Source organism: Bacillus sp. z50, assembly GCF_058313585.1.
Genome location: NZ_JBZFQL010000002.1, coordinates 300,374 through 320,434, shown reverse-complemented (window position 1 = coordinate 320,434; position 20,061 = coordinate 300,374). Strand labels below are relative to the sequence as shown.

The following is a 20,061-nucleotide window of genomic DNA, read 5'->3' as shown; positions in this document are numbered from 1 at the left end:
ATAGGTGGGCCTCAGGGTGTGTTTTATTATAAATTTAGCTGTTTCTGAAGAGAATCATGAAAGAAATAATATTTAGGTAGTATTGTGACTGGCAGAGTATGATCAATCAGTAAGTGTTGTTTGAGAAAAATCTATAACTTTATTAGAAAAGATGCGAAAAACAAATAATTTCTTCGGCTTTTGTACTTTTACTCAACTTAATGGGAAGCGGCTGTCTTAAAGTGGAGAGTATTATTAGAAACTATGACCTAGGTGGATAGGGTCACGAAAATTGTATATCTGTCTGTATTTTCTAAAAACGATTAAAAGAGCGTCAGGACTTGCTCTTGACAACAAATTTTCATAACTTTACAATAGAAATGTATTAATATCTTTTTTTATGACATGCCTAAAAGCGATTGTGCTGTATATTTTTAGATGATGTACATGCCAGAATTGAAAACAATGTAGTAAAAGAGATTAAAAAAGTTAATAGCAAGAGGAGGTGTAATGATGGATCCAATCGCTATCATCTCCATTTTGCTTGGCCTAATTGTTGGTGCAGTTGTTGGCTATTTGTTAAGAAGATCTATAGCTGAATCTAAAATATCCGGCGCAACGAACGCAGCTGAAAAAATTATTGAGGACGCAAAGCGTGAAGCGGACGCCTTGAAAAAGGAATCCCTTCTTGAAGCAAAGGATGAGATTCATAAGCTTCGGACTGATGCTGAAAAGGAAGTTCGTGATCGACGAACTGAATTACAGAGACAGGAAAATCGAATTCTACAAAAAGAAGAGAATCTGGACCGTAAAGCAGACTCTCAAGATAAACGTGAGGCTTTATTGGAGAAGAAAGAAGATTCTCTGAACCAAAGACAACAGCATATTGAACAGATGGAAAGCAAAGTGGACGAGATAATTCAAGCTCAAAGTTCTGAACTTGAACGTATTTCTAGCCTGACTAGAGAAGAAGCAAAAGCCATTATCCTTGATCGTGTTGAGAAAGAGCTATCACATGATATTGCAATCATGATGAAAGAGAGCGATAACCGAGCGAAGGAAGAAGCAGACAAAAAGGCACGTGAAATCTTGTCACTTGCGATTCAACGTTGTGCAGCAGATCATGTGGCCGAAACGACCGTTTCTGTTGTTAATCTTCCAAATGATGAAATGAAAGGTCGAATTATCGGTCGAGAAGGACGTAATATTCGAACACTTGAAACGTTGACGGGAATCGATTTAATTATTGATGATACACCTGAAGCTGTCATTTTATCTGGATTTGATCCAATTAGACGTGAAACTGCAAGACTTGCCCTTGAAAAGCTTGTTCAGGATGGGCGTATCCATCCGGCTCGTATTGAAGAAATGGTTGATAAAGCAAGAAGGGAAGTCGATGAGCATATCCGTGAAATCGGTGAGCAAACAACATTTGAAGTTGGGGTTCATGGCTTACACCCAGATTTAATAAAAATTCTTGGCCGCTTAAGATACCGTACAAGCTATGGTCAGAATGTGCTTAAACATTCGATGGAAGTAGCTTATTTATCCGGCTTGATGGCAGCAGAACTTGGTCAAGATATTACATTGGCAAAGCGCGCTGGACTATTGCATGATATCGGTAAAGCGATTGACCATGAAGTAGAAGGAAGCCATGTGGAAATAGGAGTGGAACTTGCTACGAAGTACAAGGAACATCCTGTTGTCATTAATAGTATTGCTTCTCACCATGGAGACGCCGAACCAAAATCTATAATTGCCATTCTGGTAGCAGCTGCTGATGCATTATCTGCAGCTAGACCTGGAGCTAGAAGTGAAACGCTTGAAAACTATATTCGTCGCCTTGAAAAACTTGAGGATATTTCTGAATCCTATGAAGGTGTTGAAAAATCATTTGCAATCCAGGCAGGACGAGAAGTTCGTATTATTGTTAAGCCTGAAAGTATTGATGATTTAGAGGCACACCGATTAGCCAGAGATATTAGAAAACGTATTGAAGATGAACTGGACTATCCGGGACATATTAAAGTGACGGTTATTCGTGAGACCAGAGCAGTTGAATATGCAAAATAAAGCGGTGTTCCTCACCGCTTTATTTTTTTGGAGATCGAAACTTTTTTAAACAAAAAAGTTAAACTATACCAAAGATAATCTTGGCCTAGTTTCAAAGAAAGGAAAGCGAAAATGAGGTTATTATTTATAGGGGATATTGTTGGATCACCTGGAAGAGCAATGGTGAAAGAATATTTAGGGAAGTTAAAGGAAAAATATAGACCGCAGTTTGTCATCATTAATGGAGAAAATGCTGCAGCTGGAAGAGGGATTACCCAAAAAATTTATAAAGAATTACTTGAGTACGGAGCTAATATCATTACACTTGGTAATCATTCCTGGGACAATCGTGATATTTTTGAATTTATAGGAGAAGCAAAATATCTGGTGCGCCCTGGGAATTTTCCGGAGGGAACACCGGGCACGGGACTTTCCTTTGTTAAGATGAATCAGTTTGAATTGGCTGTTATTAACCTGCAGGGCAGAACCTTTATGCCTGCGCTTGATGATCCATTTTTATGTGCAGATAAATTGGTAGAAGAGGCCAGTAAGCGAACGCCATTTATATTTGTTGACATGCATGCTGAAGCAACCAGTGAAAAACAGGCAATGGGATGGTATCTGGATGGACGAGTGTCAGCGGTAGTTGGGACCCATACACATGTCCAAACAGCTGATAACCGAATTCTGCCTAAAGGAACTGCTTACATGTCTGACGTAGGAATGACAGGGCCTTATGATGGTATTCTAGGAATGGAACGCGATGCTGTCATCAAGAAATTCTTAACAAGCCTGCCTGTGAGATTTGAAGTACCAAAAGAGGGAAGAGCTGTACTTAGTGGTTTAATTATTGATTTAGATCCTAAAACGGGCAAAGCGAAAAAAACTGAGAGAATTTTAATTAATGAAGATCATCCATTCTTTTATTAAAAACGATTGCGAGGAGCCAACCTATAGGGGTTGGCTTTTTTGTATGGTATATCTTTTGTTCATTATGAATATAGTTAACAGAAAAAACATACTCACTAGGGGACATGTCTTGGAATAAGATGAGGAGGACCAGAAATGGAAATATTAAAGGTTTCAGCAAAATCTAATCCCAACTCTGTGGCTGGAGCGCTGGCTGGAGTACTTAGAGAAAGAGGAGCAGCAGAAATCCAAGCAATAGGTGCAGGTGCATTAAACCAAGCAGTAAAAGCCGTAGCGATTGCAAGAGGATTCGTCGCACCCAGCGGGATGGATCTTATATGCATTCCTGCTTTTACAGATATCTTAATTGATGGTGAGGAACGTACCGCCATAAAACTAATTATAGAACCACGGTGAAATGAAACTGCAGTAAAACTGGAGCTGACTCTGATAAGGGATCGGTAGGCGTATTCTCCGACCGGGAGGATGCTCCTTTTTGTTAACCGAAGCTAACATAACATGGGGGATTAGCTTAAATGAGAATATTTGATGCACATTGTGATGTGTTAATGAAGCTGTTTCTTAATCCAAAATTGGACTTTTATCATAGCAGGGAGCTAGAGGTAACAAATCTTGGTTTGAAAGCAGCTAATATACAAGTACAAGTTTTCGCTATTTATATACCGGAAAATGTACATCCTTCTATCCGCTTTGATGCAGCTCTTGCCATGGTGGATATTTTTTATGACCAAATAATTGGCACAGGGAAGTTAAAATTCATTCGAAAGTATAAGGATATTGGCAGGCTTAAAGAGGGAGAGACAGGTGCGATTCTCATGTTGGAGGGTTGTGACTGTATTGGCGACGACATGTTGAAGTTGAAGCTATTACTGAGGCTTGGTGTTACAGTGGTAGGGTTGACATGGAACTGGGCTAATCTGGTCGCTGATGGTGCATTGGAAAAACGCGCTGCCGGTCTAACCGCCTTTGGGAAAAAGGTAGTTGAATTGTTGAATGTTACGAACAACTGGTGTGATGTATCTCATTTATCGGAGAGAGCATTTTGGGATTGCATGGAAATACATAGCAGACCAATTGCTTCTCACTCAAATTGCCGATCGCTAGTTGATCATCCAAGAAATTTGAGTGATGAACAAATTAAAGCATTAATTCAAAAAAAATCGGTTATGGGACTTACATTTGTCCCTGAATTTTTAACAGGTACCAATCAGGCAAACTTGACTGATGTATTGAGGCATCTGGAACATGTTTGTTCACTTGGAGGTGCCCGTCATGTAGGATTTGGATCTGACTTTGATGGGACGACAACAAGCGTACATTCTCTCAGCAGAGTGGAACAATATAGTAATCTGGTTAACGAGCTGCTGAAGTATTATAAGGAAGAGGATGTCCGTCACTTCTTATTTGATAATTTTGCATCAAGATATGGCCAATAGGGGTTGAATTGAATACGCTATTTCTTTATTTATGGTTTTTTTAGAAACTTAAGCTTAATATTGTAGACATAATGGTATATTCTAGTAAATAATAAAATTATTGTTAATAGTTTTATAGCTGACATGAAAAACCAATATTTCATATAAGGGAATCGAAGGGGTGTAAAGGAAATGAATAAACAACTTTCATGGAAAGTTGGAGGGCAGCAAGGTGAAGGCATAGAAAGTACTGGAGAAATTTTTTCTATTGCATTAAATCGTCTGGGATATTACTTGTATGGGTATCGCCATTTTTCTTCCCGTATTAAAGGGGGCCATACAAATAATAAAATTCGAGTAAGCACAACACAGGTTCGATCAATAGCCGACGATTTGGATGTGTTAGTGGCATTTGACCAAGAAACCATTGATGTGAATTATAAAGAATTACATAAAGACGGTATTATTTTGGCCGACACCAAGTTTGATCCCAAAGCTCCTTTAGATACCGAAGCAGTACTCTATTCCGTCCCATTTACAGAAATAGCCTCTCAGCTTGGGACATCTTTGATGAAGAACATGGTAGCTATCGGCGCTTCTAGTGCTGTGCTTGGTTTAAATATTCAGGTATTTTCAGAAGTGGTTGAGGAAATATTTGGAAGAAAAGGAGCCGCTGTCGTTGAAAAGAATTTAGAAGCGATTCAAGCTGGCTATGACTTTTTAATGGAACAAATGGGTAACAAGGCTGGAGTGTTGCAGCTAGTAGAAGCTGATGGAAAAAAACGTTTATTCATGATTGGGAATGATGCGATTGCCATGGGTGCTCTGGCTGGTGGAACTCGCTTTATGGCTGCCTATCCGATTACGCCTGCCTCTGAGATAATGGAGTATTTAATTAAGCAACTGCCAAAGTTTGGAGGAGCCGTCATACAGACAGAAGATGAGATTGCTGCTTGTACGATGGCAATTGGCGCAAATTATGCAGGTGTACGCAGTTTAACAGCTTCAGCTGGTCCAGGTTTATCGCTAATGATGGAGGCAATTGGATTGTCGGGTATTACAGAAACTCCGCTTGTAATTGTCGACACACAACGTGGAGGCCCTTCGACAGGTATGCCTACAAAACAGGAACAATCCGATTTGATGGCAATGATTTATGGAACTCATGGTGAAATTCCAAAAATCGTTCTTGCACCAAGTACAGTGGAGGAAGCATTCTACGATACAGTAGAAGCTTTTAATTTAGCTGAAGAATATCAGGTTCCGGTGATTATCCTTTCCGATTTACAATTATCATTGGGTAAACAAACCGTTGAGCCTTTAGATTTTAGCAGGGTTGAGATTAGGAGAGGTAAATTAATTTCTGAGGAGTTACCTGAGCCTACTGATAAAAGTTATTTTAAGAGATATGCTGTAACGGAAGACGGGATATCACCAAGACCTCTTCCAGGAATGAAAAATGGAATCCATCATGTTACAGGCGTTGAACATGATGAGACGGGAAAACCCTCAGAGGTTGCTTCCAATCGTGTAGCTCAAATGGATAAACGAATGCGCAAAATCGAGTCTGTAAGATTTAAAGATCCAATCCATATAAATGCTGTCCATGAGAATCCAGACTTGCTATTGGTCGGATTTATTTCTACTAGAGGTGTCATTGAAGAGACGATGAAAAACCTGGCTGATGACGGGATTAAAGTCAACCATGTACATGTAAGGCTTCTTCATCCATTCCCTGCCCATGAGTTACTGCCCTATGTTCAGGATGCGAAAAAGGTAGTTGTTATCGAGAATAATGCAACAGGACAACTTGCCAACATTCTGAAAATGAATATTGGCCATGCCGAGAAGATTACGAAGCTTTTAAAATATGACGGCAATCCATTTTTGCCGTACGAAGTGTATACAAAATGCAGGGAGTTGGTTTAAATGGCTACATTTAAAGACTTTAGAAATAATGTAAAACCAAACTGGTGTCCCGGCTGTGGTGACTTCTCTGTTCAGGCCGCTATCCAGAGGGCAGCAGCTAATGTAGGTCTGGAACCGGATCAACTTGCTGTGATTTCCGGAATAGGCTGTTCAGGCCGTATTTCCGGTTATATCCAATCCTATGGGTTTCACAGTATACATGGCCGTTCTTTACCAATCGCACAGGGTGTCAAAATGGCGAATCGTGATTTAACCGTCCTTGCCTCAGGTGGAGATGGTGATGGATTTGCAATTGGCATGGGTCATACAGTACATGCGATTAGGAGAAATATTGATATCACCTATATTGTTATGGACAATCAAATATACGGTTTAACGAAGGGTCAGACATCACCGCGCTCTGCAGCCGGCTTTAAGACGAAATCTACGCCTGGAGGTTCGATTGAACAGGCGATATCTCCAATGGAAATGGCCTTGTCAGTTGGTGCGACTTTTGTGGCGCAAAGCTTTTCCAGCGACTTAAAAGATTTGACAGCATTGATTGAAGCAGGTATTCGTCATAAAGGTTTTTCTTTAATTAATGTTTTCAGTCCATGCGTGACCTATAATAAAGTGAATACGTATGATTGGTTCAAGGGTAATTTAACAAAGCTTTCAACAATTGAAGGTTACGATCCATCCAATAAAGAAGCAGCGATGCAGACGTTAATGGAGCATAAAGGCTTAGTTACCGGCTTAATTTATCAAAATACTGCTCAGCCTTCCTATCAGGAATTAATTCAGGGGTATGCTGAAAAACCTTTATCTTCTGCTGATTTGAAATTGACTCAGGAACATTTTGATAAATTGACAGCAGAATTTATGTAATTGAATAAACACCGGCCGAGTAATCGGTCGGTATTATTTTTATGTAATGTGAGGTAAGTATTCATGGAGAAATCTCTTGAAGAATGAACCCCTTGATATATCAGGGGTTTTTATTATGATTAGCAGATACCTTTGATAACGACTTATACATGGGGATTCATTCTTAGATGACAATGTAGGTTGTCTTAGTCCGGAAAAAATATTCACTTTAGTATACTTTTTTAAAAAAATATTCTTCTTATAATCAACTGTCCGCCATACGAGGAATAGCCTATTTACATAATTAAGTTAAAAATTTAAAATTTTGGTATAAACCAGGTTTTTTTAGACAGGAGTGTGTATACGGTGGATGGAAAAATGAAAGCGGTTGTAAAACATAAAAGAGGTTATGGAGCAGAACTCCAATTGATTGATATTCCTTCTATCAAAGAGGATGAAGTGTTGATTAAAGTAAAGGCGACGTCCATATGCGGGACGGATGTCCATATTTATACTTGGGATGAATGGTCTCAACATAGGGTTAATCCTCCTTATGCATTTGGGCATGAATTCTCAGGAGAGATTGTTGAAGTGGGAAATAAAGTACAGGATTTCCAGATAGGTGATTATGTTTCCGCTGAGACACATTTAGTTTGTGGAATCTGCCCTCAATGTATGACGGGACAATATCATATATGTAAAAACACAAAGATAATTGGGGTTGATACACAGGGGTGTTTTGCTGAATATGTAGCTTTACCGGCATCTAATCTTTGGAAAAATCCTGTAGATATGCCTATAGATGTAGCTTCTATACAGGAGCCTATGGGGAATGCGGTCCACACCGTATTGTCAGGTGAAGTAGTCGGGAAAACGGTCGCTATTATCGGTTGCGGTCCAATTGGTATTATGGCAGTGGGAGTGGCAAAAGCAGCTGGGGCTTCACAGGTCATTGCGTTAGATCTTAATGATTACCGTTTAGAGCTAGCGGGTAAATTGGGCGCTACTGTGATGATTAATTCATTGAAGACAGATCCTGTTCAGGCAGTTTATGATTTAACGGGTGGCAATGGGGTTGATATTGTTTGTGAAATGAGTGGTCATCCTATAGCCATCGATCAAGGATTTAAAATGATTACGAATGGAGGCAAGTTTTCTATTTTAAGCTTACCCTCTAAGCCTGTGCCTCTCAATATTACTGATGATATCGTTTTTAAGGGGATAACCGTTCAAGGAATTACAGGGAGACAAATGTTTAAAACGTGGCAGCAGGTTTCCCGATTGCTGGAATCAGGGCAGGTTGATGTTAAACCATTAATCACCCATCACTTCCCTTTAGAAGAGTATGAAAAAGGCTTTGACCTTATGATCAAAGGTGAGTGTGGAAAAGTGATATTACTGCCGTAAAAGGGTGCTGAATGAGGAAGAGTAATAAATTTATTCAATACTATTGATATAATGCAAAAATATAGGGAATAGAAGGAATATAAGGTATACAATTGGATGAGGAGGAAGCGATTTGAAGGGGTTTGAATACTTGCAAACAGAATTAGACGAAATGAAAGGAACAGGTTTGTTCCATCCATTAATTCCTCTGGAATCAGAACAAGGTACAAAAGTTAAGATTAATGGGGAAAATTTGATTCAATTATCATCTAACAACTATCTTGGATTGACTTCACATCCTCGTTTAAAGGATGCAGCGCTTGATGCCATTGAAGAATATGGAGTGGGAACAGGTTCGGTACGTACAATTGCCGGTACCATGGATATGCATATAGAGTTAGAAGAGAAGTTGGCGAAATTTAAACATACGGAAGCGGCTTTAGTATTTCAATCTGGATTTACAACGAATCAAGGAGTTCTATCCGCGATTCTTACACAGGAAGATGTGGTTATATCGGATGAATTAAACCATGCTTCCATAATCGATGGAATAAGACTAACAAAAGCTACACGCCGTGTTTATAAGCATGTCGATATGAACAGCTTGGAGGATGTCCTGAAAGAGACTCAATCCTATCGTAAACGCTTAGTTGTAACAGATGGTGTCTTTTCCATGGATGGCAATATCGCACCGCTACCCGAGATTGTGGAGTTAGCAGAAAAATATGATGCACTTATTATGGTCGATGATGCGCATGCCTCAGGAGTACTTGGCCAAAATGGGCGTGGAACCGTCAATCACTTCGGTTTGGATGGACGTGTTCATATTCAGGTAGGTACGTTAAGCAAGGCTATAGGGGTTCTTGGAGGATATGTGGCAAGCAGCCGTACATTGGTTGATTATTTAATTCATAAAGGCAGACCTTTCTTATTTAGTACATCACACCCGCCTGCAGTGACAATGGCTAATATAGAAGCAATTGATGTATTATTGGAAGAACCGGAATTAATTGAGCGTTTGTGGGAGAATACAAAGTTTTTCAAAGAAGGACTAGAATTTATGGGCTTTAATACCGGAAAAAGCGAAACACCGATCACTCCCATTATCGTTGGGGATGAGGCTTTGACAAATAAGCTGTCTAATAAATTAATGGAATATGGTGTATTTGCTCAGGGGATTGCATTCCCAACTGTTGCAAAGGGTCATGCACGTGTCAGGACCATTGTAACAGCAGAACATTCCAAAGAGGAGCTGGCTAAAGCATTAAATGCATTTGAAAAGGCTGGTAAAGAGCTGGGGATTATTAAATAAACTGTATGAATGGTCTTTCGAAAATAGTTATTTAAAATAATAGGCTACTTAGAGGGAACTTCAGATATCTCTAATTAACAAGTTAATAGTAATACAGAAAAGCATTAATTCATGAAGAACGTGAATTAATGCTTTTTTTAGTTAGTTAGTCTGTTGCTTGTTCCATTCTTCTCTCAGTAAACCATATACATGTACATCATGGAATGACCCAAATCTGAAGATTTCATTTCGTAATGTACCCTCCTTACTAAAATAGCATTTTTCGTAAGAGCGGATAGCATTGGTATTAAAACTGAACACCTGAAGTTTGATTTTATGGATATGGATGTAATTAAAAACAAAAGAAATTAATGTATTCATAGCATCTGTGCCAAAGCCTTTATTGTGCCACTCGTTGCCAATGGATATCCCAACAAAACACGTGCTATTCTTCCAGTTAATTGCGAATACACCACATGATCCAATAAGTTCATTTGATTCTTTCTCAAAAATACCAAACATAAACTCTTCTTTTTTCCCACTAATCGTTTTGAAAAAATTTGTGTGATCTTCAGCTGTTAATGGAAATGGAATATCATCATTTGCAAGTAATAGTGTACTATTTTCATTTTCAATTTCAGCAAAGCGCTCAAAATGATGTGGTTCCATTTGTTTCAATAAAACTGTTTTACCTGATAAATAGTTATCAAAAAATTGTTTCATGTTTTTCTCCCTTTAATAAGGGGTGCAGTCGGAGATACACTCCCTCAGATTATTTGTTGGTTAACAAAACATCGACTGCCATATGCGCGGTCATATCCACAACTCCTTTTTATTAATAGTATAACTATATCCCAAAACCAAATATTTGAAAATTACAAATAGTATTTAAAAGGATTCTCGCTTGTTTAATTACTTAGGATGAGTAACCTTTAGGGTCGATATCTCTGAAAGTAGTTTCAATGAACAAAATGAAGAAAAAGCAGTGGGGGGAAACTTGTCATTGATTCACTAGGTAATCCTATTCAGGTGGCTTTATTCTATGTAATTGTCCTATTGCGCTATCTGTTTTTTTGCTATTCTCCAACAGTCTTTAAGTGGTACAGAAAATTCATTAAGAATGATAGAACATAAAGGCTTGTTAGCTCATTGACATTGTACGTCTTATACATCCAACACGTTTGTATTTTTCTTTGTAAGGGAATGAATGAAGAAGAGAACAGAGCGGGTGTACATGAATTAGGTTAAAGGAGTACGGTTTATGAATGATAAGATAAATATAGGAAAAGAAGCTATGTCAGTGTTTAAATCTGTCGTATTGGCAATTGTTATTGTGACTTTAATGCGTCAGTTTGTTTTTACGCCAACTACAGTGAGGGGAGAATCTATGCTTCCCAGTCTCGAGGATGGAAATCGGGTTATCTTAAGTAAAATGACAACGATTAACCGTTTTGATGAGGTCGTATTTCATGCAACAGATTCATCTGATAGTTATGTAAAACGTGTAATTGGTCTTCCAGGAGATACTGTTGAGATGAAGAATGATGTTCTATATATCAATGGAAAAGCGGTTGATGAACCTTATCTGGTGGAATTTAAGAAGGATTTACAAGAGAGGGAACGTCTGACTGAAGATTTTACATTGAAGAATTTGACAGGTAAACAAAAAGTTCCAAAGGGACAAATGTTTGTTCTTGGAGATAATCGCTTGTACAGTAAAGATAGCAGGATATTTGGTTTTGTGCCGATGGATCGAATTATTGGTGAAGTGAAACTGCGCATTTGGCCAATAAGTGATATTGGTTTTGCGAAGTAACATGAATAGTGTTGTTGGAGGATGTTTGTCTGCCTTATATCAAAGAATACATTGGTATAACGCAGACAAACATTTTTTTTGGAGACATATGTGATTGATTTAGGGATTGTTTAGAAAGACAAATGCTCTTAAGTAATAGGAAGAACCAAAAAAATTGTATATATGCCTGTACAGGTATTTTTATCTGCATGTTTATCCCAAAAAAGGCTATTTTACACTTCATATTGAGAAATTTGCCCAAAACCATTATACTAAATGAATGTGACAACGATAGTTTTAAAAATGATTGCAATACAGTTTGTAATTGTTATTTTTGAGTTTAGTGCTTTTATAATTGTGTTTATGAGTGGTTTGGTCTATTTAATAATATATATAGATTTAATCAATAAGTGTGGATACATGGAAGGGGATTTATATGAACGAGCAGCAACGATTGGATACGACGACCGCTGTTAAAAATGACAAAAAGCAAGAGAAAGATTATAGCAAGTATTTTGAAACGGTTTACATGCCACCATCCTTAAAAGATGCTAAGAAACGCGGAAAAGAAGCGATTAATTATCATAAGGATTTTAATATTAATGAACAATTCCGTGGTATGGGTGAAGGACGCAAGTTTTATATCCGTACGTACGGTTGCCAAATGAATGAGCATGATACTGAAGTTATGTCCGGTATCTTTTTAGCTCTTGGATATGAACCAACTGACAGCGTGGAGGATGCCAATGTAATTTTATTGAATACATGTGCCATTCGAGAAAATGCTGAAAATAAAGTGTTCGGTGAACTTGGCCATTTAAAAGCATTGAGAAAAAATAAGCCTGATTTATTGCTTGGTGTATGTGGATGTATGTCACAGGAAGAATCTGTTGTGAATAAAATTTTACAAAAGCATGCCTTTGTAGATATGATATTTGGAACACATAATATCCATCGTTTACCGGAAATACTGATGGAAGCATATATGTCCAAAGAAATGGTTATTGAGGTTTGGTCCAAGGAAGGGGATATTATTGAGAACCTTCCAAAAGTAAGAAAAGGAAACATCAAGGCTTGGGTTAATATTATGTATGGCTGTGATAAGTTCTGTACGTACTGTATTGTTCCATTTACACGTGGAAAGGAACGGAGCCGCAGACCTGAAGATATCATTCAGGAGGTTCGTCAGCTGGCTGCTCAAGGATATCAGGAAATCACATTGCTTGGGCAAAATGTAAATGCATACGGTAAGGACTTTGAAGATATCGACTATCGTCTAGGCGATTTAATGGAAGAAATTCGTAAAATCGATATCCCGCGTGTGCGCTTCACGACAAGTCACCCTCGTGATTTTGATGATCATTTGATTGAAGTTCTGGCTAAGGGCGGAAACATGATGGATCATATCCATTTGCCTGTTCAATCCGGTAATAATGATGTCTTAAAAATCATGGCTCGTAAATACACTCGTGAACAATACTTGGAATTGGTTCGTAAAATAAAGGAAGCAATCCCTAACGTCACACTGACAACTGATATTATAGTTGGCTATCCGAATGAAACGGACGAACAGTTTGAAGAAACGATGTCTCTTTATAAAGAAGTTGGATATGACTTGGCTTATACATTTATTTATTCTCCGCGTGAAGGTACACCAGCCGCAAAAATGAAGGATAATGTTCCGATGGAAGTCAAAAAAGAGCGTCTTCAACGCTTGAATGCACTGGTAAACGAAACAGCCAACAAAAAAAATCAATTATATAAAGGCCAGATTCTCGATGTTTTAGTTGAAGGGGAAAGCAAAAACAATCCGGATGTACTGGCAGGATACACAACTAAAAATAAATTAGTTAACTTTAGAGCTCCAAAATCTGTTATCGGTAAAATTGTAAAAGTAAAAATTACAAATGCTAAAACATGGTCACTTGATGGTGAGTATGTGGAAGAAACAAATGAGGTAGAGGTGGGAGTTTAAAAATGGGGAACTACACGAAAGAACAAATTATTGACAAAGCAAAAGACTTGGCTAAAATGATCTCAACGACTAATGAAGTTGATTTCTTTAAACGAGCGGAAGCACAAATCAATGAAAATAAAAATGTAGCTGAGTTAATGTCAGTAATCAAGGGGTTACAAAAGCAATCGGTCAACTTCCAACATTATGGAAAGACAGAAGCCTTTAAAAAGACAGAGGAAAAATTAGCGAAGGTAGAACGTGAATTGGATGAAATTCCGATTGTCCAGGAATTCAAACAATCGCAGATGGAAGTTAATGATCTTCTGCAGATGGTAGCTAATGTCATCTCAAATACAGTGACAGATGAAATCATTAAAGCAACTAATGGTGATTTGTTACGTGGGGAAACTGGCTCAAAAGTAAAAAATAATTCTCACAGCCATAGCTGCTAATTTTAGAAAGCCATACATTACTCCTTTATTAAAAAGGTGTGATGTGTGGCTTTTTTACTTATTTAATAATATGGATTCATTTACACATACTAAGCAAAAAGGAAGATGTAATTTGTCTTCCATTCAAAGGACAGTCAGGATGCTGAAAAAAATAATTATATATTTCATTAACGGTCTTTTACTGTTTAGTACCTTTATAGGCTTGCTTTTAGTATGGGTGAATTATGATATTAAAGCGGGAAGAGAAGCGGCGGAAGCAGGTAGCCAACCTCATACCTATCCAATTCGTAACAGTAATTTTGGATTGTACACGGATTGGAAAACTTTTTATCCTCAGTTTTCAAAAGATATTTTAGAGGCTAAGGAATATGTGTATATTCATTATTTTTCAATTGGTAGCGGTGAAGCAAGCGAAAAATTTTTCGATTTATTGAAGAAAAAGGCGAATCAAGGAGTCGAAGTTTATTATTCGGTAGACCGAGCAGGCTCTTTAAAGGGTAAGAATGATTGGTTTGATGAACTGAGAAAAGCAGGGGTGCATATAACCTATAGCAATGATCCTCATTTTCCTCATATTTGGTACTCCATCCAGCATAGAAATCATCGTCGAATAGCTGTGATAGATGGGAAAATCGGATACACAGGCGGACTTAATGTAGCACAAAAATATACAAAGAATACATGGCATGATTATCAGATCCGTATGACAGGTGAGGGTGTTCAGGACTTTGAACAACAATTTTGCGAGGATTGGAAGGTAAATACAGGTAACTCTCCACCTATACATAAGGTTGACTTGGAAAAAGGAGAAACCAATCATTATTTGAAGGTATATTCAAGTGGATTTGGCTTGGTTGAGGATTTTATTCAAGAATTCGATGCGGCAAAAAAACAAATTATAATTGCGACCCCCTATTTTATTCCAGATAATCGTGATTTTATGGATGCTTTAAAACGGGCAAGAAAACGTGATGTGGAGGTTATCATCATGTGGCCCAAACATTCAGATGGATTAATGTTAACCCAGGCTGCGTATCCTTTTGTCAGAGAAGCACTCGAAAACGGAATGAAGGTATACCAATATGATAAAGGAATTTTCCATGGGAAGGTTGTCCTAGTAGATTATGAAAGATTAATGACTGGAACAGTCAACATCGATTCACGTTCATTTAGGTTGAATGATGAAATGACTTTATTTATGAAATCATCACCATTTAGTCAAACGGTTCAAAAACAATTAGATGTAGATCTCGGGGATTCAAAGGAAATTAAATTAGATTATTTTGATAACCTTAAAATGAAAGATAAAATACTGATGAAAATTGCCAAATGTGTACATTATTATCTATAATAGAAGTAACTTCTAAGAAACGGATCATTGTAATGATCCGTTTTTTTTAGGACTTTGGAAAGGAGAAATAAGAATGCCAAAAATAAAATGGGGTATTTTAAGTACGGCAGATATTGGGCAAACTCAAGTGATTCCCGCCATTAAACGTTCTGTCCATGGAGAGGCAACAGCGATTGCCAGCCAAAGTCAAAAGGCTAAAGATGTGGCTGCAAGCTTGGAGATTCCGAGGACATATGATTCATACGAAGAATTATTAGCGGATCCTGAAATACAAGCTGTTTATATTCCATTACCAAATCATTTGCATGCAAAATGGACAATGGAAGCAGCAAAAGCTGGTAAACATGTGTTGGTTGAGAAGCCAGCTGCTTTGACAGAGGCAGAAACAATTGAAATGATGAATGCGTGTGAGCGTTATGGTGTGAAAATGATGGAAGCGTTCATGTACCAATTTCATGCCCAACATAAACGTGTAAAAGATATTATTAAAACGGGAGAAATAGGCGAGGTAAAGTATATGTATGCCAGTCATTCGTTTTTATTAAGTGATGATGAGGATAATATTCGTTTATCTTCGGAAAAAGGGGGAGGGGCCCTATATGACGTTGGCTGTTATAATATCCATGCTATCAGGCATATTTTAGGAGCTGAACCAATAGAAATAATGGGCTTTGCAGATCTGAATAATCCTTATGATGTAGACTTAACTACCACAGCGCATATGACGATGGATAATGGTGTGCGAGCGATGTTTGATTGCAGTTTTGAAATGACTAATCGAAATGAATACCGCGTGGTTGGCACTCTAGGAGAGATTATATGCAGAAATGCTTATCGTCCAGATCTTGTTGGACATCAAGGGGAATTATTGGTTAAAAGCGGAGGGGAGACCCGAAAAGAAGTGATTATGTGTGATCAATATATGATGCAAGTGGATCATTTTGCAGAATGTATACTTAACGATCAAACCCCAGCATATACGCCATTGGATACCGTGCAAAATATGAAAATAATTGAAGCTTGTTATAAATCAATCAAAGATCAAAGTATTGTTAAGTTGTAACTTTTAATTGAGGTCTGTTAAGTGCGAAACATAAGTTTTTTCTGTGAGTATATGAAAGAAGAGTTTAGACAGATCAACATTGATTATACTTACTATATACTGCCAGACGAGCAAAATTTCCAGTTTGTGTATCCAGTTGTGGAAGAGCTGGTTATGTAAAAAACAAAGAAGTGGAAAGAGGCATTCAGGATCTTGGATGCCTCTTTAAGTTTTCAAACCAATGATTAAGGCTAAATGGCAACCCAGTGTCCGGCAGACACTTCCACTAGTTTTGTGTTTTCAACATTATACTCTTTTTTCTCTGTTTTAATTGATCCATCATTTTTTCTTTTTTGTGTTTCAATCTTTGGATCCGGGATAGGGATCGAGGCCAATAACGATTTTGTGTAATCATGCTGAGGGTTAGAATATAATTCTTCACTTTCGGCCAACTCTACTATTTTTCCTTTATACATGACGGCTACCCTATCGCTAATGTGTTTAACCATGGAAAGGTCATGAGCGATGAACAGGTAGGTGAGACCGAGCCGTTGTTGCAAATCTTCCATCAATTCAACGATCTGTGCTTGGATGGAGACATCGAGGGCTGATAATGGCTCGTCACACACGATGAAGGCAGGGTCGACTGCTAATGCCCTGGCGATACCGATTCGTTGTCTTTGCCCTCCAGAGAATTCATGCGGATATCTCATCGCGAATGCAGGATCCAAACCAACCATATCAAGCAAAGTCTCAACCCGTTTCTTTCGATTTGATTTATTGGTGGCGAGATGATGGACATCCAGTGCTTCACCTATGATATCCAATACCCGCATCCTTGGATTGAGAGAAGCATAAGGATCTTGAAAGATCATTTGCATATGACGCCGCATGATGAGCATTTCATTAGGAGAAAAGTCGTTTAGCGCCATACCTTTAAAAAGAATATCCCCTCCGGTAGGGGTATGTAATTGAAGGATTGAGCGTCCGGTAGTGGATTTACCGCTTCCTGATTCGCCGACGATTCCTAATGTTTCCCCAGCTTTAATACTGAAAGAAATATCATCTACTGCTTTTATTGTATTGCCTTTGCCAATATCGAAGTATTGCTTAAGATTGCGCACTTCCAGCAACGGGACATCTTCAGTATTTCTGATTATATTAGGTACCGGTTTCAATTTCTTCTTTTCATTTAGTTTCGGAAGTGCATGAAGTAACTTCTTTGTATAAGGGTGAGTGGGTGAGGTAAAGATTTTCTCTGTCGAACCAGTCTCTACAATTTCCCCGTTTTGCATGACGGCTACTCGGTCGCACATTCCAGCTACTACACCAAAGTCATGCGTGATTAAAATGATTGAAGTTCCGAACTTTTCTTGCATCTTCTTCATTAGATTAAGGATTTGCGCCTGAATGGTGACGTCAAGAGCAGTTGTAGGTTCATCTGCTATTAGCAAAGACGGTCGGCATGCCAATGCTATTGCAATCATTACCCGCTGTCTCATTCCCCCAGAAAATTCATGAGGATACTGTTCATAGCGAATTTCGCTGTCCTTAATACCGACCAATTCCAACATATCGAGCGCTTGGTTTTTGGCTTGTTTATCGGATAGATTTTCGTGTTTTATTAATCCTTCTGCAATCTGATCTCCGATTTTCATGGTCGGATTCAAAGATGTCATTGGATCTTGGAATATCATTCCGATATCGCGTCCACGAATGACCTCCATTTCTTTTTCTGAGTATTTCCCAATATCTTTTCCGTTAAAGAGAACCGTTCCGTTCTTTCGTCTGGCGCTCACTGGTAACAGCTGCATGATTGAACGTGCAGTGACGCTTTTACCACTGCCTGATTCACCGACAATTCCTAAGGTTTCTCCTTTATTAAGTGAAAAGCTGATATTTTGTACAGCTTGAAATTCCTGTTCTTCTTGTTCAAAAGATACCGATAAGTGTTGCACTTGCAATAATGAATTCATCAAAAGACACCTGCCAAATCATCATATTGGTCCAAAAAAGACTAATGGATATATTTCCTCGTACTGTTGACTTTTACCAATTGCTAAAATAAAATATACTATACCACTCGGAAAAGTGCAATTATTCTTAAATCTTTTGTTTATACGAATGATTATATGTATTCGGCTAAACGCTGAAGGAAAAAAGGAGGGGATATTATTGATTAATGAGCAGGAGTGGAAGGGGAACCATTCTTTTGTACAGAGGATAGATCAAATTTTTAGGAAAATGATGGCTAACTCTGCATATAAAAGTTTCCTCCTGATTTTGGGGGCTCCGCTCTTTTTAATTGTTATGTTTTATTATCTTTTCAAAAGAAACAAAGGTAGTTATACAGCTGCAGAAGCAGAGCTAAAGCAATCCCTTATCGATTCTGGCCATTTCACTGCTTTTAAGAAGGACTATCAGGATCAGCTTAGAAAAAAGCGGGATTTCTTTGACAAGAAAGTAGACGATAAGGAGATTGAGCAAAAAGCAACCCAACTTGCCGAGCATCGATTAAATGTCTATATATCAGAGTTAATGGTCTCTTCGACTCGCGATGATAGTGAACCGTGGAAAGGGAAGATGCAGTTCGAGGATGTATTTTCTGTATTGCTCCGCGAAAGGTGGTTCTTCTTCATTTCCTTCATTGCTGGTTTTTTTATGTACATATTGATGTTTATCTTTAGTTACCCTTATGTAAAATACGTGATGGAACGTTTAATCATGACTATTTTCGTTGTTTTGGGTGTAAGTATACTTGTCTTTACGATTTTGTATATTTCACCGTTCAATCCTGCTGCTAACATATTGGGAGAAACGGCAACGAAGGAGCAGATTGCCGCATTCAATACTTTGCATGGATTGGATCAGCCCTACTTTATTCAATTACGAGACACCATAATCGGAATCTTCACTTTTGATCTAGGTAGTTCTTTTGCTGGAAATGAAGACGTGATATCTTCCATTATGCGTAAGTTTCCAATTACATTGACGATCGCCGTCTTTTCTTTATTGCTCGCAGTACTGGTCGCATTACCAACCGGAATCATTTCGGCTATCAGAAGGAATACAATCTTTGATCATTCTTTTATGTTAATTGCCTTGCTTGGACTATCAATTCCGAGTTTCTGGCAAGGGCTGATCTTCATATTGGGCTTCTCGGTTCATTTAGAATGGCTACCTGCAACGTATCGTGCTAACAATTGGCTTTCGCTAATCATGCCTGTCGTGGTACTTGGAACAGGACTGACAGCTGCAGTTGCCAGAATGACCAGGTCATCGACACTTGAAGTCATACATGAAGATTATATGTTGACGGCAAGGGCAAAAGGTTTAAGTGGAAAAAGAGTTGTCATGAGACATGCAGTACCAAATGCTCTTATCCCAATTATTACGGTGATAGGACTACAATTTGGAGGAATGCTCGGAGGGGCAGCAGTCACAGAAAAAGTGTTTAATATCAGCGGTCTGGGCAGTTATATTGTCGATAAACAATTTATACCGGATGTGCCGGCAGTAATGGGCGCTGTCATCTATACAGCCATTATCATTTCTATTGTTAATATGTTCATCGATATCTTGTATGCATTCTTTGATCCGCGGATTCGGCATAAGATGAAACAATACTAAAGCAGG

16 protein-coding genes are annotated in these 20,061 nt (G+C 38.3%); 14 read left to right on the top strand and 2 right to left on the bottom strand.

Annotated features, from left to right (window positions below; genetic code table 11):
• Positions 1 to 492 precede the first annotated feature (492 nt).
• The 8 genes from rny (at position 493) to AC4G3N_RS07335 (ending at position 9,849) form a co-directional block, all read left to right on the top strand.
• The gene (gene rny / locus AC4G3N_RS07370) at positions 493 to 2,052 is read left to right on the top strand and encodes a ribonuclease Y (RefSeq protein ID WP_066100258.1); all 1,560 of its coding nucleotides are present in this window, start codon (positions 493 to 495) and stop codon (positions 2,050 to 2,052) included.
• Between the two features lie 111 nt (positions 2,053 to 2,163).
• Positions 2,164 to 2,961: a TIGR00282 family metallophosphoesterase gene (locus tag AC4G3N_RS07365; protein ID WP_066100255.1), complete on the top strand. Its 798-nt coding sequence runs from the start codon at positions 2,164 to 2,166 to the stop codon at positions 2,959 to 2,961.
• A 135-nt stretch (positions 2,962 to 3,096) separates the two neighbouring features.
• The gene (gene spoVS / locus AC4G3N_RS07360; protein ID WP_066100252.1) at positions 3,097 to 3,357 is read left to right on the top strand and encodes a stage V sporulation protein SpoVS; all 261 of its coding nucleotides are present in this window, start codon (positions 3,097 to 3,099) and stop codon (positions 3,355 to 3,357) included.
• A 119-nt stretch (positions 3,358 to 3,476) separates the two neighbouring features.
• A complete protein-coding gene (locus AC4G3N_RS07355) occupies positions 3,477 to 4,397 on the top strand; it encodes a dipeptidase (RefSeq protein ID WP_066100249.1) in 921 nt (306 codons plus the stop codon).
• A 171-nt stretch (positions 4,398 to 4,568) separates the two neighbouring features.
• Positions 4,569 to 6,305 (top strand): 2-oxoacid:acceptor oxidoreductase subunit alpha, encoded by a 1,737-nt coding sequence (locus tag AC4G3N_RS07350; protein WP_066100246.1) that lies wholly within the window; start codon positions 4,569 to 4,571, stop codon positions 6,303 to 6,305.
• Positions 6,306 to 7,172, top strand: coding sequence for a 2-oxoacid:ferredoxin oxidoreductase subunit beta (locus AC4G3N_RS07345; RefSeq protein WP_066100243.1), 867 nt, complete (start codon positions 6,306 to 6,308; stop codon positions 7,170 to 7,172). It abuts the gene before it with no gap.
• A 345-nt stretch (positions 7,173 to 7,517) separates the two neighbouring features.
• Positions 7,518 to 8,558: an L-threonine 3-dehydrogenase gene (gene tdh / locus AC4G3N_RS07340; RefSeq protein WP_491089972.1), complete on the top strand. Its 1,041-nt coding sequence runs from the start codon at positions 7,518 to 7,520 to the stop codon at positions 8,556 to 8,558.
• 112 nt (positions 8,559 to 8,670) lie between these two features.
• Positions 8,671 to 9,849 carry a glycine C-acetyltransferase gene (locus AC4G3N_RS07335; RefSeq protein ID WP_066100241.1) on the top strand — a complete coding sequence of 393 codons (1,179 nt, stop codon included), beginning with the start codon at positions 8,671 to 8,673 and terminating at the stop codon, positions 9,847 to 9,849.
• A 141-nt stretch (positions 9,850 to 9,990) separates the two neighbouring features.
• Here AC4G3N_RS07335 and AC4G3N_RS07330 read toward each other — a convergent pair whose 3' ends face one another.
• Entirely contained in the window at positions 9,991 to 10,551 is a 561-nt protein-coding gene (locus tag AC4G3N_RS07330) for a GNAT family N-acetyltransferase (protein ID WP_491089971.1), read from the bottom strand.
• A 538-nt stretch (positions 10,552 to 11,089) separates the two neighbouring features.
• On the opposite strand from AC4G3N_RS07330, the gene lepB reads away from it, so the two are divergent.
• The 5 genes from lepB (at position 11,090) to AC4G3N_RS07305 (ending at position 16,446) form a co-directional block, all read left to right on the top strand.
• Entirely contained in the window at positions 11,090 to 11,644 is a 555-nt protein-coding gene (lepB, locus tag AC4G3N_RS07325) for a signal peptidase I (protein WP_066100235.1), read from the top strand.
• A 415-nt stretch (positions 11,645 to 12,059) separates the two neighbouring features.
• Positions 12,060 to 13,598 carry a tRNA (N6-isopentenyl adenosine(37)-C2)-methylthiotransferase MiaB gene (gene miaB / locus AC4G3N_RS07320; RefSeq protein WP_066100232.1) on the top strand — a complete coding sequence of 513 codons (1,539 nt, stop codon included), beginning with the start codon at positions 12,060 to 12,062 and terminating at the stop codon, positions 13,596 to 13,598.
• Between the two features lie 2 nt (positions 13,599 to 13,600).
• The gene (locus tag AC4G3N_RS07315) at positions 13,601 to 14,032 is read left to right on the top strand and encodes a YlbF/YmcA family competence regulator (RefSeq protein WP_066100229.1); all 432 of its coding nucleotides are present in this window, start codon (positions 13,601 to 13,603) and stop codon (positions 14,030 to 14,032) included.
• 139 nt (positions 14,033 to 14,171) lie between these two features.
• Positions 14,172 to 15,383 (top strand): phospholipase D-like domain-containing protein, encoded by a 1,212-nt coding sequence (locus AC4G3N_RS07310; protein ID WP_066102251.1) that lies wholly within the window; start codon positions 14,172 to 14,174, stop codon positions 15,381 to 15,383.
• 73 nt (positions 15,384 to 15,456) lie between these two features.
• Positions 15,457 to 16,446, top strand: coding sequence for a Gfo/Idh/MocA family protein (locus AC4G3N_RS07305; protein WP_066100226.1), 990 nt, complete (start codon positions 15,457 to 15,459; stop codon positions 16,444 to 16,446).
• A gap of 230 nt (positions 16,447 to 16,676) precedes the next feature.
• Here the strand turns inward: AC4G3N_RS07305 and AC4G3N_RS07300 are convergent, their stop codons facing one another.
• Positions 16,677 to 18,401 (bottom strand): ABC transporter ATP-binding protein, encoded by a 1,725-nt coding sequence (locus AC4G3N_RS07300; protein ID WP_066100223.1) that lies wholly within the window; start codon positions 18,399 to 18,401, stop codon positions 16,677 to 16,679.
• A 202-nt stretch (positions 18,402 to 18,603) separates the two neighbouring features.
• Between AC4G3N_RS07300 and AC4G3N_RS07295 the strand changes: the two genes are divergently transcribed.
• The gene (locus AC4G3N_RS07295; protein ID WP_373925463.1) at positions 18,604 to 20,055 is read left to right on the top strand and encodes an ABC transporter permease; all 1,452 of its coding nucleotides are present in this window, start codon (positions 18,604 to 18,606) and stop codon (positions 20,053 to 20,055) included.
• Positions 20,056 to 20,061: the final 6 nt, after the last annotated feature.